This window comes from Streptomyces lacrimifluminis (assembly GCF_014646095.1).
GTDB classification, from domain to species: domain Bacteria; phylum Actinomycetota; class Actinomycetes; order Streptomycetales; family Streptomycetaceae; genus Streptomyces; species Streptomyces lacrimifluminis.
In genome coordinates this window covers 1-20,380 of the sequence record NZ_BMMU01000053.1, presented here as the reverse complement: position 1 = coordinate 20,380, position 20,380 = coordinate 1, and the positions used below count along the sequence as shown (strand labels likewise).

Here is a 20,380-nt window from a genome sequence, read left to right as displayed (position 1 = left end):
CACGGGTTCGCACAAGCTCGAACACCCTGACAGCTTGAGGAACGGCGGCAGCGACGGTCAACCTCGGTGCGGATTCCCGATGTTGGAGGTCACAGGTCATATGGGTCTGCCCCGCTGTCGTCGCACCCGTGCCGCCGTCACCGCCCTGGCGGTCCTGATGATGCTGGGCGCGTGCGTCGAAGAACCCGCCGCCGGGCAGCCGGCCACCGGGTCCGCCGCGGCCGCCCCGAAGGCGCGCGACGGGGAGTCGGTCGCCGACTTCCTCCACCGTGTTCTGCCCGCCGGGGCGGGCGGCACCGTGATCGCCGCGCGCGGCGACGAACTCGCGTACTGCGGAGGCTTCGGTGCGGCGGACCGAGCCGTCGGCACTCCCGCGAGCTGCCGGACCGTGTACGACGTCATGTCGATCACGAAGCAGTTCACCGCGGCCGCGATCCTGAAGCTCGAGGTGATGGGCCGACTGCGGGTGAGCGACCGGATCAGTCGGTTCCTCGGGCCGGTGCCCGAGGACAAGCGTGTGATCACGGTCGAGCAGCTGCTCACGCACACGTCGGGCCTGGTCGAGGGGCTCGGCGACGACTACGACCCCGTCTCGCGCGACGAGCTGGTGCGGCGGGCTCTCGCATCGAAGCCGCGGTCGGCCCCGGGGGAGGATTTCCACTACTCCAACACTGGGTACAGCCTGCTCGCCGTGATCGTGGAAGAGGCGTCCGGGGAGGGCTACGAGCCGTTCCTGGCCCGGCACCTGTTCGCCCCGGCCGGGATGGACCGGACCGGATACGTGCTGCCCCGGTGGCCGCGGCACCTGGTCGCCGTGGAGTACGACAGCGATGGGCGGAGCAAGGGCAGGCCCTTCGACCACCCCTGGGCCGCCGACGGGCCGTACTGGAACCTGCGCGGCAACGGCGGCATGCTCTCCACTGCCGAGGACATCTTCCGCTGGCACCGTGCCCTCTCGGGCAACGAGCTTCTGCCGGAACGGGCCAGGCAGAAGCTGTTCGCGCCACGCGTGCGGGTGCCCGGCCTGGACGACTCGTACGGATACGGCTGGGCCGTCCGTGAAACCCCCGACGGGCGGATCGTCTGGCACAACGGCGGCAACGACTGGTCGCTGGCATACCTCACGAGATCGCTGCGCGACGGCGTCCTGGTCTATTGGGTGAGCAACCACGCCTACCAGGACGGCAAGTGGAACCTGGAGGACCAGGCAGAGGAGCTGACACAAGGCATCGCCGACCGCGTCCGCGTCGAAGACCGCTGAACCAGTGACCGCTCCGAGCGGCGCCGAACAACACAGGAGGAGACAGTGCGCAAAGCCGTATTGGGTTTGTTCGTGGCACTGGCGGCCGTGCTCGCTGTAGCACCGCTCGCCAGCGCCGGCCAGACCCAGACCGTCGCCTGCTGCGGCGGCATGCCCGGCCACCCGTAAAGGGCAACCGCCAGAGCAAGGGCTGGATCAGATTTCCCCACTACCAAGGAGATGCAATGCGCAAAGGGGCCTTGACCCCTGATGTTGAACACACGAGACACTGGATCCTGAGGATCTGAGAACGGACATCTCGTGGTCATGAAGAACTACCCGCCGGAGTTCAAGGCGGACGCGGTCGCGCTGTACGAGTCGCGGCCGGAGGCGACGATCAGGTCGGTCGCCGCCGATCTGGGGATCAATCCGGAGACGCTGCGGAACTGGGTCCGGGCAGCCGGAGCGAGTCGGCCCCGCGGACGCCGGACGCAGGAACCGGCCCAGCCTCCGGCCCCGCTGGAGGCGGAGAACGCGGCTCTGCGGAAGAAGGTCCGTGAGCTGGAAGAGGAACGCGAGATCCTGCGCAAAGCGGCAAAGTATTTCGCCGGGGAGACGCGCTGGTGAACCGCTTCCAGTGTGTCGCCGACCATCAGCGCCGCTACGGCGTGAAGCGGCTTTGCGGCATCCTCGGCGTCAGTCGCTCGGGCTTCTACTACTGGCGCCGGACAGCCACGGACCGGGCCGCCCGGCAGGCGGCCGACGCGAGGCTCACCGTCCGGATACGGGCCGTGCACCAGGAATCGGACGGCACCTACGGAGCCCCGAGAATCACCGCCGAACTCCGCGAGACGAGCGGAGAAGCGGTCAACCACAAGCGTGTCGCCAGACTCATGCGGGCGTCCGGGATCGAAGGAGTCCGGTTGCGCCGCCGGCACCGCACCACCGTCCCCGACCCGGCCGCGGCCAAGGCGCCGGACCTGATCGGCCGCGACTTCACCGCGGGCGAGCCGAACACGAAGTACGTCGGCGACATCACCTACCTCCCCATCGACGGCGGGAAGTTCTGCTACCTGGCGACCGTCATCGACCTCGCATCGCGCCGTCTGGCCGGATGGGCGATCGCCGACCACATACGCGCGGACCTCGTCACCGACGCCCTGGCCGCGGCCCTCCGCACCCGCGGCAGCCTCCCAGGATCGATCATGCACACCGACCACGGAGCCCAGTACACGAGCAGAGCATTCGCCGAAGCATGCAGGTCAGCAGGGGTGCGGAGGAGCATGAGCGCGGTCGGGTCCAGCGCGGACAACGCACTCGCCGAGTCCTTCAACGCGACCTTCAAACGCGAGACACTCCAAGGACGAAAGAGCTGGCCGGACGAGCACCGGGCCCGACTCGACGCCTTCCGATGGCTCAACCGCTACAACACCCGACGCAGACACTCCCGCCTCGGACAACGATCACCGATCGCCTTCGAAAACGCCTTCCACCTCACACCAACTACGCTGGCACCAGCCGCATAACCCGTGTTCAGGATTCGGGGTCAAGGCCCCAGGGCGAGCGTGTCCAGGACGGCGGCGGTCTCCAGCAGGTCGTCCCGGCGCTCCAGGGCCAGGCTGCTCATTTGGGAGTAGACGAGGTCCTGGCGACGGGCGGTACGCGCGGCCGCCAGGTGTCGGCGCGCCATGGCGTTGGAGTACAGCCGCGCCGGGATGAGTTCGCCGATGCGGACCAGGTGCTTGCCGTACGCGGCCTGAGCCGTCCGGCTGGTCGACCAGCCCGGCATCGACTGATCCGGGGAAGCTCGGTGTGCGCTCAGACCGCGGGAAGGTACCCACCTCTCAGCAGCGGCGAAGCCGGAACCGGCCATCCCGGTCCCGGCCTGCACCACTGCTCCTTGCGACACCCGGCTTACGCCGTGGTTCGCAGTTCAGCCGGCTGCGGGGCGGCGGCCGCGACGGTCGCACCGTACTGCCGGGCGGCACGGTCTTTACGGGCCTGGCGCAGGGCCGCGATCCGAGTCTTTTCGGCGTCGCGGCGGCGCTGGGCCCGGGCAGCCTCGATCGCGGCCGATGCCTCGTCAGGCTCGGGGAACGCACGGACGCTCAGCTCGCGCATCGCACAGGTCTGCCGCTCGACTGCCTGAGCGATGTCCGGGTCCGCCAGGGAGGGCGAGGCAGCCTGGCGGCGGGCGGCAAGGGCACGGTGGTAGCCGTCGCTGGCCACCTCCCGTGTCTTGTGCGACATCCCCCTGGCAGCGATCGGGCCAGCCATCACCCGACTCGTTCGAGCAGACTCCGGTGCCGTGCCTGCCCAGGGCTGATCGCCGAGGCTTCGAGGGCGACGCGTGTGAGGGAACACAGGGCGGTGCAGTGCGAGGGCCAGGGACTCGCCCGTCGTTCAGGCCCGCTCGGTGCACGGTGGACCGGCGGGGTGCGCGGGAGAGCTGAACGGTCGCGGAGTCCGGTGACGGCCATTCCGGCGAACACCGGTGATTTAGCCGATGCCGGGGGGCGTGGTGCGGCGCCAGAGTGGCGGCCGCAGCGAACTGGCGGTCCCCGCCCGGTGCACCCGGCCTCCCGGCCGGTTCTCTCCGGCGTGGCCCCCGGCTGCCATGACCGAGAGGACCCCACCGTGCAGCAGCACGCCTTGCCCCACCGTCACCGCCCCGTACGCACCCTTCTCGCCGGCACCGTGGCGGGCGGTGGCCTTCTGGCCACCATGCTCGTCCCCAACGCGCAGGCCGCCGAGAACCCCTACGAGCGCGGCCCCGCCCCCACCGTGTCGAGCATCGAGGCGTCCCTCGGCTCCTACAGCGTCTCGCAGACGAGCGTCTCCTCGAGCAGCGTCAGCGGCTTCGGCGGCGGCACGATCTACTACCCGACGACGACCTCGGAGGGCACCTTCGGCGCGGTCGCCGTCGCGCCCGGCTTCACCGCGACCCAGTCCTCCATCGCCTGGTACGGTCCGCGGCTCGCCTCGCAGGGCTTCGTGGTCTTCACCATCAACACCAGCTCCACCTTCGACCAGCCGGCCAGCCGGGGGCGGCAGCTGCTCGCCGCGCTCGACTACCTGACCGAGCGCAGCTCAGTGCGGACTGGGATCGACGCCACCCGGCTCGGCGTGATGGGCCACTCCATGGGCGGCGGCGGCGCACTGGAGGCCGCGAAGTCCCGCCCCTCGCTGAAGGCGTCGATTCCCCTGACGCCCTGGAACAGCGACAAGACCTGGCCCGAGGTGCGGACGCCCACGCTGATCTTCGGCGCGGAGGCCGACAGCGTCGCGTCCGTCGGCTCGCACGCGGAGCCGTTCTACCAGTCGCTGCCCGAGACGCTCGACAAGGCCTACCTCGAGCTCAACTCCGCCTCGCACTCCGCGCCGAACTCGTCGAACACGACGATCGCGAAGTACAGCATCTCGTGGCTGAAGCGGTTCATCGACAACGACACCCGCTACGAGCAGTTCCTGTGCCCGATCCCCCGCCCGAGCCTGTCGATCGAGGAGTACCGGGGCAACTGCCCCCACTGATCACCTCAGCGGTACACGGAAGGGGGTGCGGGGGAACATCCCCGCCCCGCACCCCTGCGAGCCGACCAGTATCAACCCCGTGGCCGGCGACTTCCCCGCCGCGCTGGCCACTGCCCGCACCCTGGGGGTGGCCCCACGGCGCCATGGACCGCGCCGCCGCCGCGTACACCGCCGCACGCGACGAAGCCGCACAACACGGTGTCACCGGTGAGCGCGGCAACAGCCAGGCCGCGAGAACACACGCGGCGACGACTTCGCCTACTACAGCGACATCGCCGCCTTCATGGCCGACATGGCACCGCCCATCCCTCCGGCACTGACTGGATCGACGGCGAGCCAGCCACCCGCCGGCGATGGCGCGCCCTGGTCGCTGCCCGCCGCGACCACCTCACCCGTAAGTAGAAGACCGGCATCCAGCCTGCGGCTCCTGCGGCTTCGTGGGCTCAGGAGACGCAATTCCGCTGGTGGCTGGCTGATCAACGCCCTGACACAGCCGCGGCTGAGGTGGCAGGGTCGGTGAGATCGCAGTCGGCAGATGAGGGAGCTCCATGGACCGCAGTCTTGACGACGACGCGTCCAGCCGCATGAACGATGCTGAGGAGTACCTCAGCGCCGAACAGCGGAGAGCGGCAGCTGCGGAAAGGTCCAAGCTGCGCGATCTCCGGCACGAAGTGAAGCAAGCGGATCGGGAACTGGCCCGCCGCACGACGGCCGTCCAGATCGGATTGCTGGCGCTGATCGTCGCCGGTGTCTCCCTGCTGACAGGTCTGGGCTGGGCCGTCCTGACCTGGTACTCCCCCGCGACGCTTCTCCGCATCGCCATCATCTGCGGCACGCTCATACTGATCGCTGTGGCAGTCGTCATCGTGACCGTGCCGCGCCGGGGCCCACGCCTGGCCGCCCTGATGAACGAAGCTGACACCAAGCGCGAGGAACTGCGGTTCCTCAGTTCCCTCTACTACCCGACGCTGAAGGAACGGCGCAGCCTCTACCGCGAGGATGTTGTCGGGGTCATCGAGCAGCACCGGGCAGACAGCCGCAAGTACCGGCTCGTCCACAACGCGCTGCAGAACCTCATCATGATCGGCTCCGCAGCCACGACGACCGTTGCAGCCCTGGACACCGGTAACAAGCTGACCTGGCAGAACGTCACGATCGTCGCCATCGGCTTCACCGTCACGCTGTCAGCCGCCTTCACCGGCTACTACAAGTACCGCGAGCGCAGCTACTTCCTGCTGCAGACCGCCGACGCCATCGAAGAAGAAACCAACGCCGTCACTCTCGGCATCGGCCCCTACAAGGACTTCGGCCCAAACCAGGAGCAGCAGGCGCTGAAGCTGTTCACCCAGCGCGTCGAAGACCGCCGAAACGAGCAGCGTCGCCGACAGCAGCAGCTGGACCAGCCCGCCGACCAGGCCCCGCCGACGGGGGCATCACCGGGGGGTTGACCGCAGCCTCACCCTGGCATGGAGCATGCGAACGGCCCGCCGCTTCGGGGGAAAACGTCGGGCCGCAATCGACCGGATCGCTCTTGAACTGGGACGTGGGAGGCATGTCGTACGGGACGCCGTGCAGGGCGTTGAGGTCCTCGACCTATGTCGGGAGGGTGTCGTGACTGTTGTCGTCGTCGGTGCCGGTCACGGTTTACGCCTCCTCCGTGCCTTGGGAAGCCTCCGAGGTGGAGGGGAGCGTGTCTGTGGGCCGGACCTGCAGGAGTTCACCGACGCCCGCCCGGACGGCGGCACGCAGCGGAAGGCGTGTCACTGTCCGGAGGTCGGGGAGGAATACGCGCAGCGTGGTCGTCACTGCCAGCAGCGCCAGCGCATCGTTCATGGTCAAAGGCCCTTGTCCCTTCATGCCGAAACAGCGTCAACCTGCCCTGAACCGGGGCGGGTTGAGCTGGAAGGAGACCTCGTCGGCTCCTCAGCCCCAGGATTTCGGATCCGACCCTCCAGACGCGCATAACCACCTCGATCAATAAGGGTCACAAACAATCACCTGCATCCGGCAGGGAGGCCGGGACGCCTGCTGGTGGGCGGCGAGCGCACGGTGGTAGCCGTCGGTGGTTAACTCCCGTGTCTTCACCGGCTCCCCGGGCAGCTAGAAAGCCGCCGGGCATGCCTGGTCCGGCCCCGAGGAGATGGTGCCGGTGCGGTTGGGAATGGAGGGCGGGAGTGATCATCGAGAGGGGCGTCGTGCGGTTGACGATCGACCAACCTACGCGCCAGTCGATGATGCCCTCTGGTTCAGCTTCTACGAATGTCCGAAACAGGACCCTCGTCGCCTCCAACCATTTCGCTTTCCTCTTTGTCTCACATGGCACAGATGCGTGATACGCAGGGAAACGGAAGGGATGTGCTCGCCGATGAGACGCTGGGTAACGGTGCTGGCAGCGCTGACACTGGTAGTGACGGGAGCAGGCACCGCGTCGACTGCGGCTGCCGCGCCGCAGGCCGAGGTGTGTGCGACCGGCTGGGGGAGTATGACGAAGGCCGCGCCGGGGTCGATGGCGATGACCGGTTCCGTGACGGATGTCAGGACCGGCCGGCACGCCTGCTACGACCGGATGGTTTTCGATATTCCGGGCATGACGACGGCCGACCCGGCCCTGTACTGGGTCCAGTACGTTCCCAGCTTTGCGCATCCCCCGTCGCAGACCGGTATCCCTGTCGCGGGAGGCGCGGTCATCGAGATCGAGTTCACCGCGCCGGTCGACGACTCGCAGTACCACGTCGGGCTCGCGGACCCGCTGCCCGGGCTCGACCTCGGCGGCTACCGCACCTTCCGGGACGCGAAATTCGGCGGCTATTACGACGGAGGCACCCACATCGGACTCGGTGTCCGGGCCAAGCTGCCGTTCCGGGTGATGGTGCTGCCCAACCGGCTGGTGGTGGACGTGGCGCACACCTGGTAGCCGAGCAACTGCGAACATCCGCGTGTCGGGCCGGCGCTGATGGTCCAGCAGGTGTCGTACGGTGGGTGTGGCGACTCAGGGTGGAGCAGTTTGGTAGCTCGCTGGGCTCATAACCCAGAGACACCTCATGAAGCTAACTCGTCAAGGCACTGGTTGCGGTGTTCGAACAGCGATTGCCCGTAGAGGTTCACGGCGGATGCCGCTCCGGCTGCGACTTACCTGCAGGTGGAGAGCAGTCAGACGCGGCAGGCGACGAGCCATCTCGTCTGGCGCGGCCGGAGCGGCGCAATTGGACAGGCGGTTTGGCGAAGGTACCGGCTCGTGGCCGTTGAGTTCAGGGGCTGATCGGTAGGTCGTTGCGTGCCTGCTGCAGGTCGGTTTCCCAGATCCACAGCCGGTGCTGGGGCGGCACTTGGTGGTAGTCGTAGAGGCCGACTTCGGTCAGGGTCCGCAGGTCCACGCACACGCGTTGGTAGGCCTGGGCGATCGTCTCGGCCGGGTCGGTCAGCTCCCGGGCGCCGAGCTTGATGCAGGCCCGGTACTCGTATCCCAGCAGCAGGTCCTGCCCGAACTGGGCCCAGGCGCCGAGTTGCTGTGTCCAGGCCGCCTCCGCCTCGTCCAGCAGCAGGTTCAAGTCCCTGGCGGGCGGGATGGAGGGGTAGATGAGGAGGGTGGCCGCCCAGCCGAGCGCCACCATGTCCAGGTTGAACGTGCGCCGGCGGGGGTCGTCGCGTGGCGGCAGCGGATCGGAGGCGCTGCCGGTGTACCAGGGCGCGGTGTAGGCCAGCAGGCGTCCGTTGCCCTCGACGAGCTCGCCGGTGGCGATCACGGCCATCTTGCGCTTTGAGCCGTCGGGACGGGCCAGGCGGGTGGCCACCATGGCCGTATGCGCCTGGGCCGCCGCCTGGCCCGCGGCCTGATGGCGCTGCGCGGCGTCGGGGGTGATCCGGGAGACGAGGTAGTCGCGCAGGTCCTGCGGCAGTGTGTCGTAGGTGCCATCCAGCAGCCGTGTTTGGGCGCGTTCCAGAGTGGCCTGGGCGGTGGCCGGGGCGCCGCCGTAGTGGCTTTCCGGGGTGTCGATGGACACCATGCGGATGGCCATTTCGATGGCGGGGGTGTCGCCGTCGGTGACGCTCACGAACCGGTAGTCGTTGGCGGGCCGGCTGGGGCCCACGAAACCGAGATCAACCACAGCTGCTCTCCCGAAGGTTGGCCCGAGGCCGCGAGGGCGGGACACTCGGCAGAGGCATCACGGCTGATCAGGGGGTTCCGGTACACGTCCGCCTGCCGGTGACATAGCGATTCCTGCCCCGGCATCCGTTAAACCTGCGCGGAGAAGCCTCACCCGCCAGCGGACTACCGCAGCAAAGGGGGCCGCAACTCGTTGGGCGGGGCCACAACTCACTGGTGAAGCCGCAGTGTCGCCAGATCATCGGGGAACGTACCCCGAGCAAGAGCAGTGCCACGCTGGCCAGCACGTGGCCACACCACGGCCGTGTGACGCTCCGTCACCATTTCCGCGCCGAACATCGCCGCAGTGCAGTGCCAGCTGCCATCTACTGGTCACACCAGGTGATCAGCAGCCGATGACGCCGTCAGTGTGACGTACGGTCGCGGCCGCAACCGAAGGGGCCCTTGCGTGCCTCTGGACCTGTGATCCGCAGTTCGCCGGTAAGGAGACAGAAATGACCGCCTGGAGCTACGAGAGCCTCGGTTCGTGCGCCGTCGTCGACCCCTACGCCGCACATCCCAGTGACGATGCCTGGCCGACTCCCGCCCAGCCCTGCGACGACCTCGACTACTTCCTGCCGCCGCCCAACCCCGCCCACCGCCTCAACTACATGCTCAGCCCACACGACCAGCAGCGCCTCGCCCTGCATGCGGCACGCACCGTCGCCGGCATCCCCCCAATGCCCGAAGACCGCGCCGTCATCGACCAGCTCAGCACCCTGCCGGCAGACGTCAACAACACCCTCCAGCGCTGGCTGCACCACGCCCAATGAGATCAAGGGAGCCGCGTCGTGCGCTGTCTCCCTCGTCTTCACCGGAGCTTCCGGCGTCACCGCTGCCGCAGGGGTGGGCTGTGTCGTACCACCCTCCGGTGCGGCGTCGGCGGGTAGAACCCGGAACATCCGCGGCCGCTGACCGCCGGGACCACGTGTGCGTGGGCCCGCGACAGCCGCAAAGGGCCACGGCGTAGGTGCCGGGATGTGCTGCCGACGCGCGAGACGGGTGCATGCGAACGGTTTCCGTATGCAGGTTCGAGCGTGAGAGGCCGAAGCCGGACATGGCTGACGTTTTCGGTTGAGCGGGCCCTCCCTGTGGTGCTCGTCACATGAGGGGCGACGACAGCGCGATTCCGGTTTGCGCAAAGAATTGGGCCTTACGTCCGCTGCACAGGCGAGCGGTGTGGTGCACCGCATGGCGCGGCCTGGCGGAAGGGTAACTGCGAAGCGCAGCGCGGCACTTGGGCGTAATCGAACGGCTTCGTTCCGTGAGAATTCTGGTTCGAGCGATGCACGATCGCGCCCTGTGGCACGCCAACGGAAGCAGAGGGCGCGATCGGGCGTCGCTCCGGGTCCAGAGGAGGGGACCCGCCTATTCAGCGGAGGGATGAAAGCCTGTGTCATTGCATCTACTTGGGGATGTGGTCCTCGTGGTGCTGGTTGTGCGGGTGCTGGGCCGGGACGTGGTGGCGCTGCTGCGCCGCGCGGCGGCGGCCGGGGTGCGGGTGGGCGTAAGCGAGCACGCTTCACGAGCAAGCGTTTTCTGCCATATTCACTCCCGGGCCGATGAGGTCGAGGCGGACTCCAGATCCGGCACGCGAGGTCGTACTGGCGGATTTTCGGGCATCTCCGACTCGTCGGCGTTGAGGCGGTGTCGGAGCGGGCAGGTGATACCCGGCCGGAAGAACAGTCGTCAGCCGACATGCTGGTGTTGCCGTCGCCGACTCACACAGCGCTGGACAACGCCCGCCGCGGAGTCGTTCAACTCGCTGATCAAGGTCGAGTACGTCTACCGCCGACGTTCGCGACCCGCGCCGAAGCGCGCCTGAAGATCGCCACCTGGATCACCGGGTTCTACAACTCCCGACGCAGGCACAGCGCGGCCGACGGGCTACCGCCGGAAGAGTTCGAACGGATCATCATCGAAGCACGCGAGCGCCACAGTCAGGAAGATCGGGCCGCATAACCAAAGCCCCTACGTTTCCACAGAGCTTGGTCATGGTTCCCCGGAGAGCACGCATCGAGGCCATCGAACACGTAGTAGACCGGCAACTGCGTCCAGGCAACGAGCTGCAAATGCGCCAGCACGGCGGCGCGTTCGACAGCATGTCGGCCCGTTCGCCTGCTGGTAACGCCGCCCTTGCAGTCGATCAGGACGAGGTCTTTGGCCTTCGCCGCAATGAGATCCGGGAACCAGCGGATGGAACTGTCGGTCTTCCTGAGCGCGCATTGAAGCGCCCGGCTCAGCTGGCCTTGGCCGGCAGCCTCCGCCCGCGGCCGTTCGACGCCGCCGCTGTGACCGGGGTGGCATCGTGGGCGTCAAACAGAGCGACTGCATCGGCTGCGGGGCTCCGGTCGGCATCATCCATCGTCAGTACTGCTGTCGCTGCACGGCCCGGCAGGAAGAAGCGGCGGCCAGGGCCGCGTGCCCCCGCTGCGGCCAGCAGCGCGTCCTCCAGAAGGACACCGGCCGGTGCATCACCTGCTCACGCGTGTGCTTGGCCTGCGGTCACCCGGTCAGAGACAAGACAGCAACGTTGTGCCGGGACTGCTTGCGAAAGACTGAACGCGACGCCGCCAAAGCACCCTGCCCTCGGTGCGATCGGCCTGGCTATCTGCGCGAGGACACCGGCTGGTGCGGGCACTGCTCGCGTCCTCGCCAGACCAAACAGCAGCCCCGGCCCTGCCGCCAATACGGCCGCCTGCGGCGTCATGCAGGGCTGGGACTGTGCTCAGCCTGCTGGCAGCGTCACCACTGGCCTGTGTCCGCCCCTGGCACCTGCGGATCCTCAAAGACGCCGGGCTCGGCACACTCTTCGAGCCGCGCCACCGTGGAAGACGCCCTGGAGGACGGGCAGCCCGGCTTGCGGTTCTGGAGGTTCGCGGCTCGTTCGACCAGGCCCAGGCCGCCGCGGGCGCGTGTCCCGGCGACCGCTCGTGCCTCGGCGCTCCGCTCAGGTCGGGTCGCGCGGGCACGGGTGCTGTGCCCGGCCGCCCCATTCCGTGACGTTCCTTCCGATCGCGAACAGGCCACATTTCATGGCGATCACCGGTCCGGTGTCCGTGTCGTGGACGACGTACAGCGGCTTGTTGAGGGGAACCCGGGTGGAGTTCTGGGCGCCGTTAAAGCTGAACACGCCCGTGACGCCCTGGATCCCCTCGTGGACCTGGCCGATGCCTGAGTGCAGGATGCTGGAGATCGTGGCCCGGTCGAAGGCATTGTTTTTCGAGTTCTGGTACGCCTCGTTCACGGCCCTGGACAGCACGTTCAGCGCGTCGAAGCCCAGCGCGGGCCAGCCGTCGGTGAACATCCCGTCCTGGGTGCCGAACTCCTTCTCGTACAGGCTGTCGAACTGCTTGGCCTGGACGTTCGGCTCGTCCAGCATGGGCACCGCGTGGGCCACGTGGTACAGGGTGAGGTTGCTGTACTTCGTGGTAGGCCGGGCGTCGGCGATGAGCGAGTTGGTGATGTCGTCCCCGCCCAGCACGGTGAGCTGACCACCGCAGGTGGGCAGGGACTGGAAGTCGTACAGGAACGCGATCAACTCGGGGCCGCGGGCCGCCCAGAAGACCACGGTGTCGCGTCGGGCCGCCAGCACGTCGCACACCCGCTGGGCCAGCGCATTGGTGGAGTCCACGACGGTGACGTCCGGGTTCTTCACCGCGTCCTGGTCAGGGGCGTATCCGAGACGGGTGACAGGGCCCTGCACCTGCTCCAGGAAGCGGCGGTGGAAGTCCTCCGCGAGATTCCGGCTGTAGATGTCGTCCGCGCTGGGGTTCTCCACGACCACGACCCCGCCGGCGGTCGACCTATGACCGTCGGGATGGACGACGACGGCCTGGCGGCTGACGAAGACGGCGGCCGCGGCAGCCTCGCGGTCGTTGATCGGGGCGGTCACTGGTGATCACGGCCGGACAGCGCGGTGACTCCCCGCAGTTCCAGGTGGTCCTGGGGCGTATTCGGATACCCCGGCTCGGGCCGGGCCGCCCGCGCACCCGGCCGGACAGGGTTCGCGCCGACAAGGCGTACGGCTCCCGCGCGAACCGTGCCTACCTGCGCAAGCGCGGCATCCGCTGCACGATCCCGGAGAAGCGCGACCAGATCGCCAACCGCAAGAAGCGCGGTTCCCGCGGTGGCCGGCGGCCGAAGTTCGACAAGGCCCGCCACGCGGTGGAGTGCGGAATCAACCGGCTCAAGCGCCACCGGGCGGTCGCCACGAGGTACGACAAGCACGCCGTCCGCTACGAGGCGACCGTGCTGGTCGCAGCCATCAACGAGTGGCTGCGACCAGCACCTTCGAAACACGCTCTAGCCGGATTTGAAGTTCGTGCCTCTTGGGTCTGTCCCCGGCCTGCCATCATCGGGAGGCCGAGCGACGGGCAGGCTGGCCTTGCGCATGGCCTACGCCTACGTGCTCTACAACAACATAGCCAACAGCCCCGCCTTCCCGACAGCCATAGGGAACGCGGCGTTGAGCGCTTATGGCAGGTCGGCCACGGCGAGATGGTTCGCCGGGATCGCGGTCGGGCCGTCCAGCGTCCAGCCCGGGTACGCCAGGGACTCGCCGATCCGCCCGGCCTCGGCCCTGCCCGCCAGCCGTTCGACCAGGCGCAGCGCGCCGACCGTGCCAGAGGTGATCCCGGCGTTCGTGGTCACCCGGCCGTCCTCGACGTAGCGTTCGCCGCGCACCCAGTGCACAGCGGGGTAACTACGTTGCAAGGAGCCGATGCCGGACCAGAATGAGGTGGCGTCGCGGCCGTCCAGGGCAAACAGCGAAGACGGGCGCGCTGTCCCGCCGGTGACGCGCCGGGGACCCTCCACGAGGTCCCCGCCGCGTCCATGGCCGAGAGGGCCGAGAGCTCAGTTCTCGCAGCTGTCCTCCCGGTCCCTCGCGTCCCCTGTGCAGGTGTCGACGCCGGAGTCTCCGAAGGAGCGGTCATTGCCCAGCGAAGAGTCAACGGCGTCCAGGTCGTCGTTGCCGTTTCTGCCGAACATGATGTCGTCTCCGGGGCCACCAATGATGTTGTCGACCCCGCCACTGCCGAAGATGGTGTCTTCCCCGCCCTCACCGTTCACGAAGGTCCTCGAGGTGGCGGCGGGATCGAGCGTGATGACGTCGTCGCCCAGGCCACCGTTGATGTCGGCGGGCACGCTGCCCGTTACGGTGACTATGTCACCGAGGTTCCCGCTGTCGAGGGTGAGGGTGCGGCCGTCGAACGGGCAGCGGACCGTGTCGCTGTCAACCTGCGTGCAGCCGGATCCCGCAGTGACGGTGTCGCCGCCGTCGCTGATGGTGACGGTGTTGCCGGACCGGGTGATGGAAAGAGCGTTCGCCTTCCCCGCCACGGCGTTGACGAAGATGCGAACATTGCTCACACTCACACCGGTCGCCGCGTGCGCCTGTCCGGCAGACAGCAGCGTCGCCGCCCCCAGCACCATGGTCGTCACGCCGGCTTGTACCGCTCTGCGTATTGAGGCCTTCAATGCCCCTCCTCTTTCTTTTCCCCCTGATGAACACGGCCGGTCTTGCCGTGATCCATCCTGCGGGCGGAGCCGTGGGTGGCACAGGGGGGAAAACCCCCAATTACCGATGGTGAGGCACTGTCACGTTGGCTGACCGGTGGGATGATCTTCTGGTTGATCAGCCTGGGAATGGTTGTCCGTGGGGAGCGCGTCGCTGTCGTACAAGGGGCACCGGTACCCGGTCGAGGTCATCTCCCACTGTGTGTGGCTGTACTTCCGCTTCCCTCTGTCATTCCGCGAGGTCGAGGAGCTGATGCTCGAGCGCGGGATCGTCGTCTCCTACGAGACGGTGCGTCGCTGGTGTGCCAAGTTCGGGCAGGCCTACGCGGGCGCGCTGCGCCGCCGGCAGCCCCGGCCCGGTGACAAGTGGCACCTGGACGAGGTCTTCATCAAGATCAACGGCGAGCAGAAATACCTGTGCCGGGCCGTCGACCAGGACGGCAACGTCCTCGACATCCTGGTGCAGAAGCGCCGGGACAAGGCCGCGGCCAGGCGCTTCTTCCGCAGCTGATGAAGAAGACGCGCATGGTGCCGCGGGTGGTCGTCACCGACAAGCTCCGCTCCTACGGCGCCGCCCCCCGCGAGGTCATGCCCTCGGTGGAACATCGCTCGCACAAGGGCCTGAACAACCGGGCGGAGAACAGCCACCAACCCGCCAGACAGCGCGAACGCGCGATGAAACGCTTCCGCTCCGCGGGCGGAGCACAGCGGTTCCTGTCCGCGTTCAGCGGTATCTCGCCCCACTTCCGACCCCGCCCCCATCTGATGGCCGCCCACGACTACCGAGCCGAGATGACCGTCCGCTTCGCAATCTGGGAGCACATCACCGGCGTCGCCACCGCGGCATGAACACAGCCCGGAACCAGGCTCCACACACCACACCACACCACGACGCGCCGTCAGGCAGTCAAACAGCCGTTCTTTTTCTACCAAGATCTTCCTGGCTTGCCGATGGCCTTGAGGGTCTCGGGGCGTTTGACGGTCTTGCCGACGTCGTAGCGGGGTGCCCGGTGCTTGTTCTTGGCGCCGGGTGGCCGTCCGGGGCCAGCGCCTCGGGGTTTGGGAACACGGGCCGGGCAGGCGAGATGAGCGCGGATGTTCCTGAACCCCCGGCGGACCCGGGCCGGGGTGAGCCGAAGCTGGGTGTGAGCGACGATCAGGAGCCAGGTCCAGCGGTCCGCCGCCTCGGGAGTACGGAGTTTCGGGGTGGTCCAGCCGAGGGTCTGCTTCGCGAAGCGGAAGGTGTGCTCCAGGTCGAAGCGGCGGAGAAATGCCTGCCAGAATTGGTCCACGTCGTTCGGGGTGGCACCGGTCTTGGAGGACCATAACCACACCGGCGGGGCATCTCGGTCCTTCGACAGGCGCTCGACCTTCAGTCGAATCAACGTGCCCTCGACCAAGGGCAGTTCGCCGTCGTGGTCGAGCCAGGAGGAGCGGTGGGTGAGCCTGGGGTGCACCCGGTCCCATGCCTGGGTTTCGGCCTTGCCGTAGTTGCTGGTGTCGGTAACCGTGGTGATCGCGGGCTCAGGCCAGGTGTCCGGCTTGGTGAAGCGGAATTCCGGTCCGTGCTTGGGCGGCCGGCCGTTGACGCCATGCATCCTCGGCGGCTTCGGCAGGCGCATGACGCGGTCGGAGCGGACCCGGCCGACCATCTCGACCGGCAGGTCGCGCAGGACCCAGGCCAGGCGGGTGACGTCGTAGCCAGCATCGCTGACGATTACGATGGCCGGGTCCCCGGCCTGCCACTGGCCCGCGTCGATCAGCCGCTCGACAACACCCCATAGCTGTTCGGCGGTGACCGCGGTTGCGTCGTCCACCTGGCCGAGCCGGACCGCATCCAGGATCGCGGTCCAGGACGTGGCACCCGGCTCCAGCACGGCGACGAAGGAGTAGGGCCAGCCCGGAATGAACTGCGACGCCGTCTTCGCGCGACCGTAGACGTGGCAGAACAGCCGCTCTGCCGAGCATGGCGCATCCGAGCGGAGCCACGGCGACACGTCGACCGCCAGGACCAGGCGCCCGCCCTCGAAACGCGGCAGCGGCAGCCCGGCCAGCACCGTCTGGAGCCGGTCGACGTCGATCCGGCCGTGGTTCAGGCCGCCATACATCGCTCCGTGCCCGCGACGATGCTCGGGCAGCAGCGTCAGGTCCACCGGGGACTTCACCGCCCCGTCCGCACACAGCACCGCGTCCACGAGCTCGAACAACTCGTCGCGCCGGGCGGTCAGACACTCGTAGAACTCACCCCGGAAGCGTGACGCTTCCGCGAACGCCTCCCTTCGGACAGCATCAGCCAGCAGACTCACCCTCACGGCCTTCGTCGTGGTCACGTGCACCTTGGTCGGAGCACATGATCAGACGAAGGCCGCCCCCACGTCCGGCGAATCCCCATGCGAGCGAATCCGTTCGAGACGCCATTCGAGACCGTGGCACCATGTACCGCATGACGACGAACCGAAAGGTCCATGCCGCATAGACGGCCAGGACAGATCCGTGCTGGCGTCCCCGGCAGCCACCTGACAACCGGTGCAAGGCCAGTCATCGACGGCCTGTCTTCGCGTGCACTGTCCGAGATCGCCCGTCTCGAGCACACCCGCAACTATCTGCAGCCAGGCGATGTCAGCACGGCTGTGGGCCTGTGGAAGAACTACGTCCACCAGCCCGAGCGGGATCTGTGGCACGACTACGAGTGGGGCAACGTGCACTGGTACTGCTGCGGCAACCCCCTCGAATCCCGAGCCCTCCTCGACACCGTGATGCAGGCCATATCGCCCCGAAGCGCCCGCGAACTTCAGAAGGTTGTCAGCCGGTCAGACGCCGTTTGGAACCGTCCATCCCCGCCCTATGACGCGGACGGTAGATAAAGAACAAGGTTAGTGCCCGTTTCTCAACCTGAGCTCAGCAGGTCAAGGGCCGCGAGTCCCGGAATAGGTGCTTTGCGCAAGCGGTCGGGGAGCGGTCACCGTGACCGCTCCCCGACCGGAACACAAGGCCCGTGCTACGTGAAGTAGCCACAGGTTCAGCAGAAGACCGAGCCGAGCAGGAACTCGTGGAGGTCCTAGACAGCTCCACCAGACCGGAGGTCTTCGCCATGATCAAGCCCGCCCAGCGTTAACAACGCTCGTGATCTACATCTAGGTCATGGCAGATATTTGCAGTCGACCCGCGCGCCGGTTTCGGGGTGGTAGCGGGCCCACTTCATCTTGAGCATGGTCTCGCGGCCGTACTCGCCGTCAACCCTCGCGCCGATCCTGCCCTGAACGTCCTCCAGAGCATCTTCGGTGGCCCGCCCGAAGCTGCTGTCAAGTACGAGACTCTTGCCGTAGCAGCTGTTCATGTTCTTCTGCAGGGCTCTGACTCCGGCACCGGTGTTCCCGTACTGCAGGTAGCAGTTGGACGTGTTGTTCGCGACGTTGATCGGCAACACCCATTTCATGCCCTGCGTGTCCGTATTTGTGCGCATTCCGGTGCACACCCCATCTGCTGCGTGGGCGGGGGCAGCGGTGATCACTCCTCCCAGTAGGGCCGCCATCATGGCTCCTGTCGCGAGAAGTGCCTTGCTTTTACCTGTCTTGCGCATGCCTATTGGTTCCTTTCAATATGGAGTCTGATCTATGCGCGTCCACGCCTGCTGAACAGCTACCTTTTTCTGGCCTCGCCCATGAACCTTAGGGTCGTTGTGGGCTTCGGGCTTTGTCGTCCGTGCAGGGAACTTTGTCAGTCGTGCACCTCTCAGTTGACGCCGCATCAGGCGACGGCCGCCCTGCGGGTGAGGTCATGCGCGATCGCCACGGCCGGTGTCAGCCCCGCACGACGGGCACAGTAGCCCGGCCCGGTTGCTGAGTGTGCCGGTCGTTTGACCCACAAAGAACAGCCGCCGAAGTAGGGATCGATCGACCGCGGTTGGCGGTAGCCTCGATCGTTCATGAGTCCCCGTCGGTTCGCTGACGGGGACTCTGTGTTGTCGGGTGCGGCTTTTCCGGGGTCTGGGCAAGCTGGCGGCCCGGTTGTCGCGTCGGGTGAGCGCCGGGTTCCACTCTCCGGTCTGGTCGTGCAGGTTGTCGAAACGGTCGGGTTGGCTGGTCAGCCGGGGCTCGGGAGGGCCTGGAGCCGGTTCATGGCGCTGGTGATCACGGGTGTCCATGGCCATCGGGCGGGCAGGCGGAGCCAGCGGCGGCGGCCGGTGTTCACGAGCTGGGCGGCGGTGGAAAAGAGCCGCAGGCGGAGCTTCTTGGGTTCCCAGCGGCGGGTTTCGCCGGTCAGTGCGAGCATCGACATCCAGGCGAGGAGGTCGAGGGCGAGGGAGACGATCTCCAGCCAGATCCGGTTCTGGTCGGTGTCGTGCAGGGGCAGGTTGCGCAGGCCGGTGTCGCGTGCGTTTCGGATGCGGTCCTCGCAGCGGGCCCGTCTGCGGTGACGCAGTTCGAGGTCGGCGAGCTGACCGCCTTTGGTGTTGGTCGCGAAGCAGGTCAGCCGCAGCCCGTCGAGGTCGGTGAAGCGCAACTGGGCGCCGGGGTGCGGGCGTTCCTTGCGGACGATCAGCCGCATGCCCTTGGGCCAGGTGCTCAGGTCGTGCATGTCGGTGATCTCCGCGACCCAGGCGCCGGGCCGCTCGGTGCCGCCGGCGTCGTAGGCCGGCGCCCAGGCCTTCTTCGGGATCTTCAGCACGGCCTGGTGGATGGCGTCGGTGATGGTCATGCCGACGGAATACGACAGCCACCGGCCCGTCCGGGAGAGCCAGTCGAGGAATGCGTGGGTGCCGCCGGCGGAATCGGTGCGGATCAGCGTCTGACGTCCCCGCCGCAGGTGCTTGGGCAGTTGGGCCAGGGCGAGCCCAGCGGTGGCGATGTGGTCGGCGGCGGTGTTGGAGCCTGCGTTGCCGGGCCGCAGCAGCGCGGCCACCGGCTCCCCGGCCCCGGCCTGGCCGTGGTCGACGAACGCGACGAGCGGATGATGACCGAAGGTCTTCTTCCAGGTCGCGGTGGCGTCCTGCTTCTCGGAGTGCGCGAGCACCAGCACGCCGTCGATGTCCACGACCACCTGGCCGTCGGCGGCCGGACTGCTCTCACCCGCCAGCTCCCAGACCCGCGTCCGCACTTCGGAACGTGCGGCCCGGATCGCCGTAAGGGCCTTCGGGCCGGACGCGGCGAGAGCGTCGATCAGACGGGAGACCGTCGGATCGGAGGCCACCGGGCCGAACACATTCGGCTTGGCCCGCAGCAGGCCGACGTCGGCCAGACAGTCCCCGCCCAGTGCGACGGCCAGGGCCACATCCAGCAGGATCTTGCCCGGCCCGCGGCTTGCGCCACGACGCCAGCGCCGCCGATATCGCACCGTCCAGCCCGGACTTGCGGACCGTCTCGACCAGCAGCACAGACCCGGCCTGCGAGACCACTCCACGGCCGCTGCCCTCGACACGGACACGCGGGTACGACCCGCTACGCTTCTTCACCTGGAGAGCGCTTCTTTCCTTGCAGCTGACAGGACCCTCGACAAGCCCCATCGCTGCAGGTCAGGAGCACTCTCCGCTTATTTGATCAAGACCCGGACAGGCCCACTCGCGAAAGCGCGAGGTTAATGATCAAGCTAAGGCGCTGCGTTCCGGGGTGGTGGGCGGTCCGGACGTGAAGGTCAGTTGCCGGGTTGTATCTGGGTGACGACGTCGGCTAGGGCGTTGCCGCACTTGAGACCTGCGTACCCGCCGAGTGCGGTGGCGGTGGCTACGAGGAGGTCGGCAAACCTGAACTTGCCTGTCTTGACGGAACTGACAGCCTTCCCGCTGAGGAAACCGGAGCCGACTGCGCAGCCGACCTTGACGGTGTCGACAAGACCACTGGGAAGGTTCTGACTTGCCACCGCGGGCGGGGTCGTCAGCGCCGCAGTCCCGTTGGACGTGGCGGTGAGTGATCAGGCAGACGGCGAGTCCGAGGAACGCTTCGTGGATG

Annotated in this window: 17 protein-coding genes and 3 pseudogenes; 9 read left to right on the top strand and 11 right to left on the bottom strand. The window is 67.7% G+C overall.

The genetic code is table 11. The features are described 5' to 3' along the window. Window positions 1-79 precede the first annotated feature (79 nt). Together IEY89_RS38070 and IEY89_RS38065 are read left to right on the top strand one after the other, a co-directional pair. Window positions 80-1,261, top strand: a complete 1,182-nt coding sequence (locus tag IEY89_RS38070) for a serine hydrolase domain-containing protein (protein WP_229695672.1) — start codon at window positions 80-82, stop codon at window positions 1,259-1,261. A gap of 300 nt (window positions 1,262-1,561) precedes the next feature. Then, window positions 1,562-2,766, top strand: a protein-coding gene (locus IEY89_RS38065; RefSeq protein ID WP_189152108.1) for an IS3 family transposase whose coding sequence is annotated in 2 segments (ribosomal slippage) — window positions 1,562-1,853 and window positions 1,853-2,766 — 1,206 coding nt in all. Because the reading frame shifts where the segments join, the coding sequence is not laid out codon by codon here. Between the two features lie 20 nt (window positions 2,767-2,786). Here IEY89_RS38065 and IEY89_RS38060 read toward each other — a convergent pair. Both IEY89_RS38060 and IEY89_RS38055 read right to left on the bottom strand, forming a co-directional pair. Next, window positions 2,787-3,029, bottom strand: a complete 243-nt coding sequence (locus tag IEY89_RS38060; protein WP_189152107.1) for a hypothetical protein — start codon at window positions 3,027-3,029, stop codon at window positions 2,787-2,789. Window positions 3,030-3,154: 125 nt separating this feature from the next. After that, entirely contained in the window at window positions 3,155-3,517 is a 363-nt protein-coding gene (locus IEY89_RS38055) for a hypothetical protein (RefSeq protein WP_229695671.1), read from the bottom strand. A 360-nt stretch (window positions 3,518-3,877) separates the two neighbouring features. On the opposite strand from IEY89_RS38055, the gene bdeA reads away from it, so the two are divergent. After that, on the top strand, window positions 3,878-4,771 hold the full coding sequence (gene bdeA, locus IEY89_RS38050) for a bis(hydroxyethyl) terephthalate hydrolase (protein WP_373287342.1): 894 nt from the start codon (window positions 3,878-3,880) through the stop codon (window positions 4,769-4,771). A gap of 548 nt (window positions 4,772-5,319) precedes the next feature. Continuing rightward, on the top strand, window positions 5,320-6,219 hold the full coding sequence (locus IEY89_RS41310) for an SLATT domain-containing protein (protein WP_229695670.1): 900 nt from the start codon (window positions 5,320-5,322) through the stop codon (window positions 6,217-6,219). 196 nt (window positions 6,220-6,415) lie between these two features. On the opposite strand, the gene IEY89_RS38040 is transcribed toward IEY89_RS41310, so the two are convergent. After that, on the bottom strand, window positions 6,416-6,604 hold the full coding sequence (locus IEY89_RS38040) for a hypothetical protein (protein ID WP_189152106.1): 189 nt from the start codon (window positions 6,602-6,604) through the stop codon (window positions 6,416-6,418). A 532-nt stretch (window positions 6,605-7,136) separates the two neighbouring features. Here IEY89_RS38040 and IEY89_RS38035 point away from each other — a divergent pair. Beyond that, on the top strand, window positions 7,137-7,685 hold the full coding sequence (locus tag IEY89_RS38035; protein ID WP_189152105.1) for an AMIN-like domain-containing (lipo)protein: 549 nt from the start codon (window positions 7,137-7,139) through the stop codon (window positions 7,683-7,685). 334 nt (window positions 7,686-8,019) lie between these two features. Here IEY89_RS38035 and IEY89_RS38030 read toward each other — a convergent pair whose 3' ends face one another. After that, a complete protein-coding gene (locus IEY89_RS38030; protein WP_189152104.1) occupies window positions 8,020-8,877 on the bottom strand; it encodes a hypothetical protein in 858 nt (285 codons plus the stop codon). Between the two features lie 493 nt (window positions 8,878-9,370). Here IEY89_RS38030 and IEY89_RS38025 point away from each other — a divergent pair, with 493 nt between their 5' ends. Further along, window positions 9,371-9,688: a hypothetical protein gene (locus IEY89_RS38025; RefSeq protein WP_189152103.1), complete on the top strand. Its 318-nt coding sequence runs from the start codon at window positions 9,371-9,373 to the stop codon at window positions 9,686-9,688. 874 nt (window positions 9,689-10,562) lie between these two features. Next, entirely contained in the window at window positions 10,563-10,877 is a 315-nt protein-coding gene (locus IEY89_RS42120) for a hypothetical protein (RefSeq protein ID WP_189152122.1), read from the top strand. A gap of 988 nt (window positions 10,878-11,865) precedes the next feature. Here the strand turns inward: IEY89_RS42120 and IEY89_RS38015 are convergent. Continuing rightward, a complete protein-coding gene (locus tag IEY89_RS38015; RefSeq protein WP_189152102.1) occupies window positions 11,866-12,810 on the bottom strand; it encodes a type 1 periplasmic-binding domain-containing protein in 945 nt (314 codons plus the stop codon). On the opposite strand from IEY89_RS38015, the pseudogene IEY89_RS38010 reads away from it, so the two are divergent. Further along, a pseudogene (locus IEY89_RS38010) lies at window positions 12,807-13,199 on the top strand (transposase); the annotation flags it as partial. The gene IEY89_RS38015 and the pseudogene IEY89_RS38010 overlap by 4 nt on opposite strands. Before the next feature lie 192 nt (window positions 13,200-13,391). Here the strand turns inward: IEY89_RS38010 and IEY89_RS38005 are convergent. Then, window positions 13,392-13,601: a type 1 glutamine amidotransferase family protein gene (locus tag IEY89_RS38005; protein ID WP_189152101.1), complete on the bottom strand. Its 210-nt coding sequence runs from the start codon at window positions 13,599-13,601 to the stop codon at window positions 13,392-13,394. 171 nt (window positions 13,602-13,772) lie between these two features. After that, window positions 13,773-14,396, bottom strand: coding sequence for a calcium-binding protein (locus IEY89_RS38000; RefSeq protein WP_189152100.1), 624 nt, complete (start codon window positions 14,394-14,396; stop codon window positions 13,773-13,775). Between the two features lie 178 nt (window positions 14,397-14,574). Here IEY89_RS38000 and IEY89_RS37995 point away from each other — a divergent pair. Next, window positions 14,575-15,284 (top strand): annotated as a pseudogene (locus IEY89_RS37995) (IS6 family transposase). 77 nt (window positions 15,285-15,361) lie between these two features. Here IEY89_RS37995 and IEY89_RS37990 read toward each other — a convergent pair. The 4 genes and pseudogenes from IEY89_RS37990 to IEY89_RS37975 all read right to left on the bottom strand — a co-directional run bounded on the left by IEY89_RS37990 (window position 15,362) and on the right by IEY89_RS37975 (window position 20,291). Further along, complete coding sequence (locus IEY89_RS37990) at window positions 15,362-16,741, bottom strand: NF041680 family putative transposase (protein ID WP_189152117.1); 1,380 nt, start codon at window positions 16,739-16,741, stop codon at window positions 15,362-15,364. An 833-nt stretch (window positions 16,742-17,574) separates the two neighbouring features. Next, the gene (locus IEY89_RS37985) at window positions 17,575-18,015 is read right to left on the bottom strand and encodes a peptidoglycan-binding domain-containing protein (RefSeq protein ID WP_189152099.1); all 441 of its coding nucleotides are present in this window, start codon (window positions 18,013-18,015) and stop codon (window positions 17,575-17,577) included. Window positions 18,016-18,518: 503 nt separating this feature from the next. Continuing rightward, window positions 18,519-19,887 (bottom strand): annotated as a pseudogene (locus IEY89_RS37980) (IS1380 family transposase). A gap of 179 nt (window positions 19,888-20,066) precedes the next feature. After that, complete coding sequence (locus IEY89_RS37975; protein WP_189152098.1) at window positions 20,067-20,291, bottom strand: hypothetical protein; 225 nt, start codon at window positions 20,289-20,291, stop codon at window positions 20,067-20,069. Window positions 20,292-20,380: the final 89 nt, after the last annotated feature.

Coding starts and splice junctions, on each gene's coding strand:
- IEY89_RS38070 (WP_229695672.1), top strand. CDS start 80: ATGTTGGAGGTCACAGGTCATATGGGTCTGCCCCGCTGTCGTCGCACC.
- IEY89_RS38060 (WP_189152107.1), bottom strand. CDS start 3,029: ATGCCGGGCTGGTCGACCAGCCGGACGGCTCAGGCCGCGTACGGCAAG.
- IEY89_RS38055 (WP_229695671.1), bottom strand. CDS start 3,517: ATGGCTGGCCCGATCGCTGCCAGGGGGATGTCGCACAAGACACGGGAG.
- IEY89_RS41310 (WP_229695670.1), top strand. CDS start 5,320: ATGGACCGCAGTCTTGACGACGACGCGTCCAGCCGCATGAACGATGCT.
- IEY89_RS38040 (WP_189152106.1), bottom strand. CDS start 6,604: ATGAACGATGCGCTGGCGCTGCTGGCAGTGACGACCACGCTGCGCGTA.
- IEY89_RS38035 (WP_189152105.1), top strand. CDS start 7,137: ATGAGACGCTGGGTAACGGTGCTGGCAGCGCTGACACTGGTAGTGACG.
- IEY89_RS38025 (WP_189152103.1), top strand. CDS start 9,371: ATGACCGCCTGGAGCTACGAGAGCCTCGGTTCGTGCGCCGTCGTCGAC.
- IEY89_RS37985 (WP_189152099.1), bottom strand. CDS start 18,015: ATGCGCAAGACAGGTAAAAGCAAGGCACTTCTCGCGACAGGAGCCATG.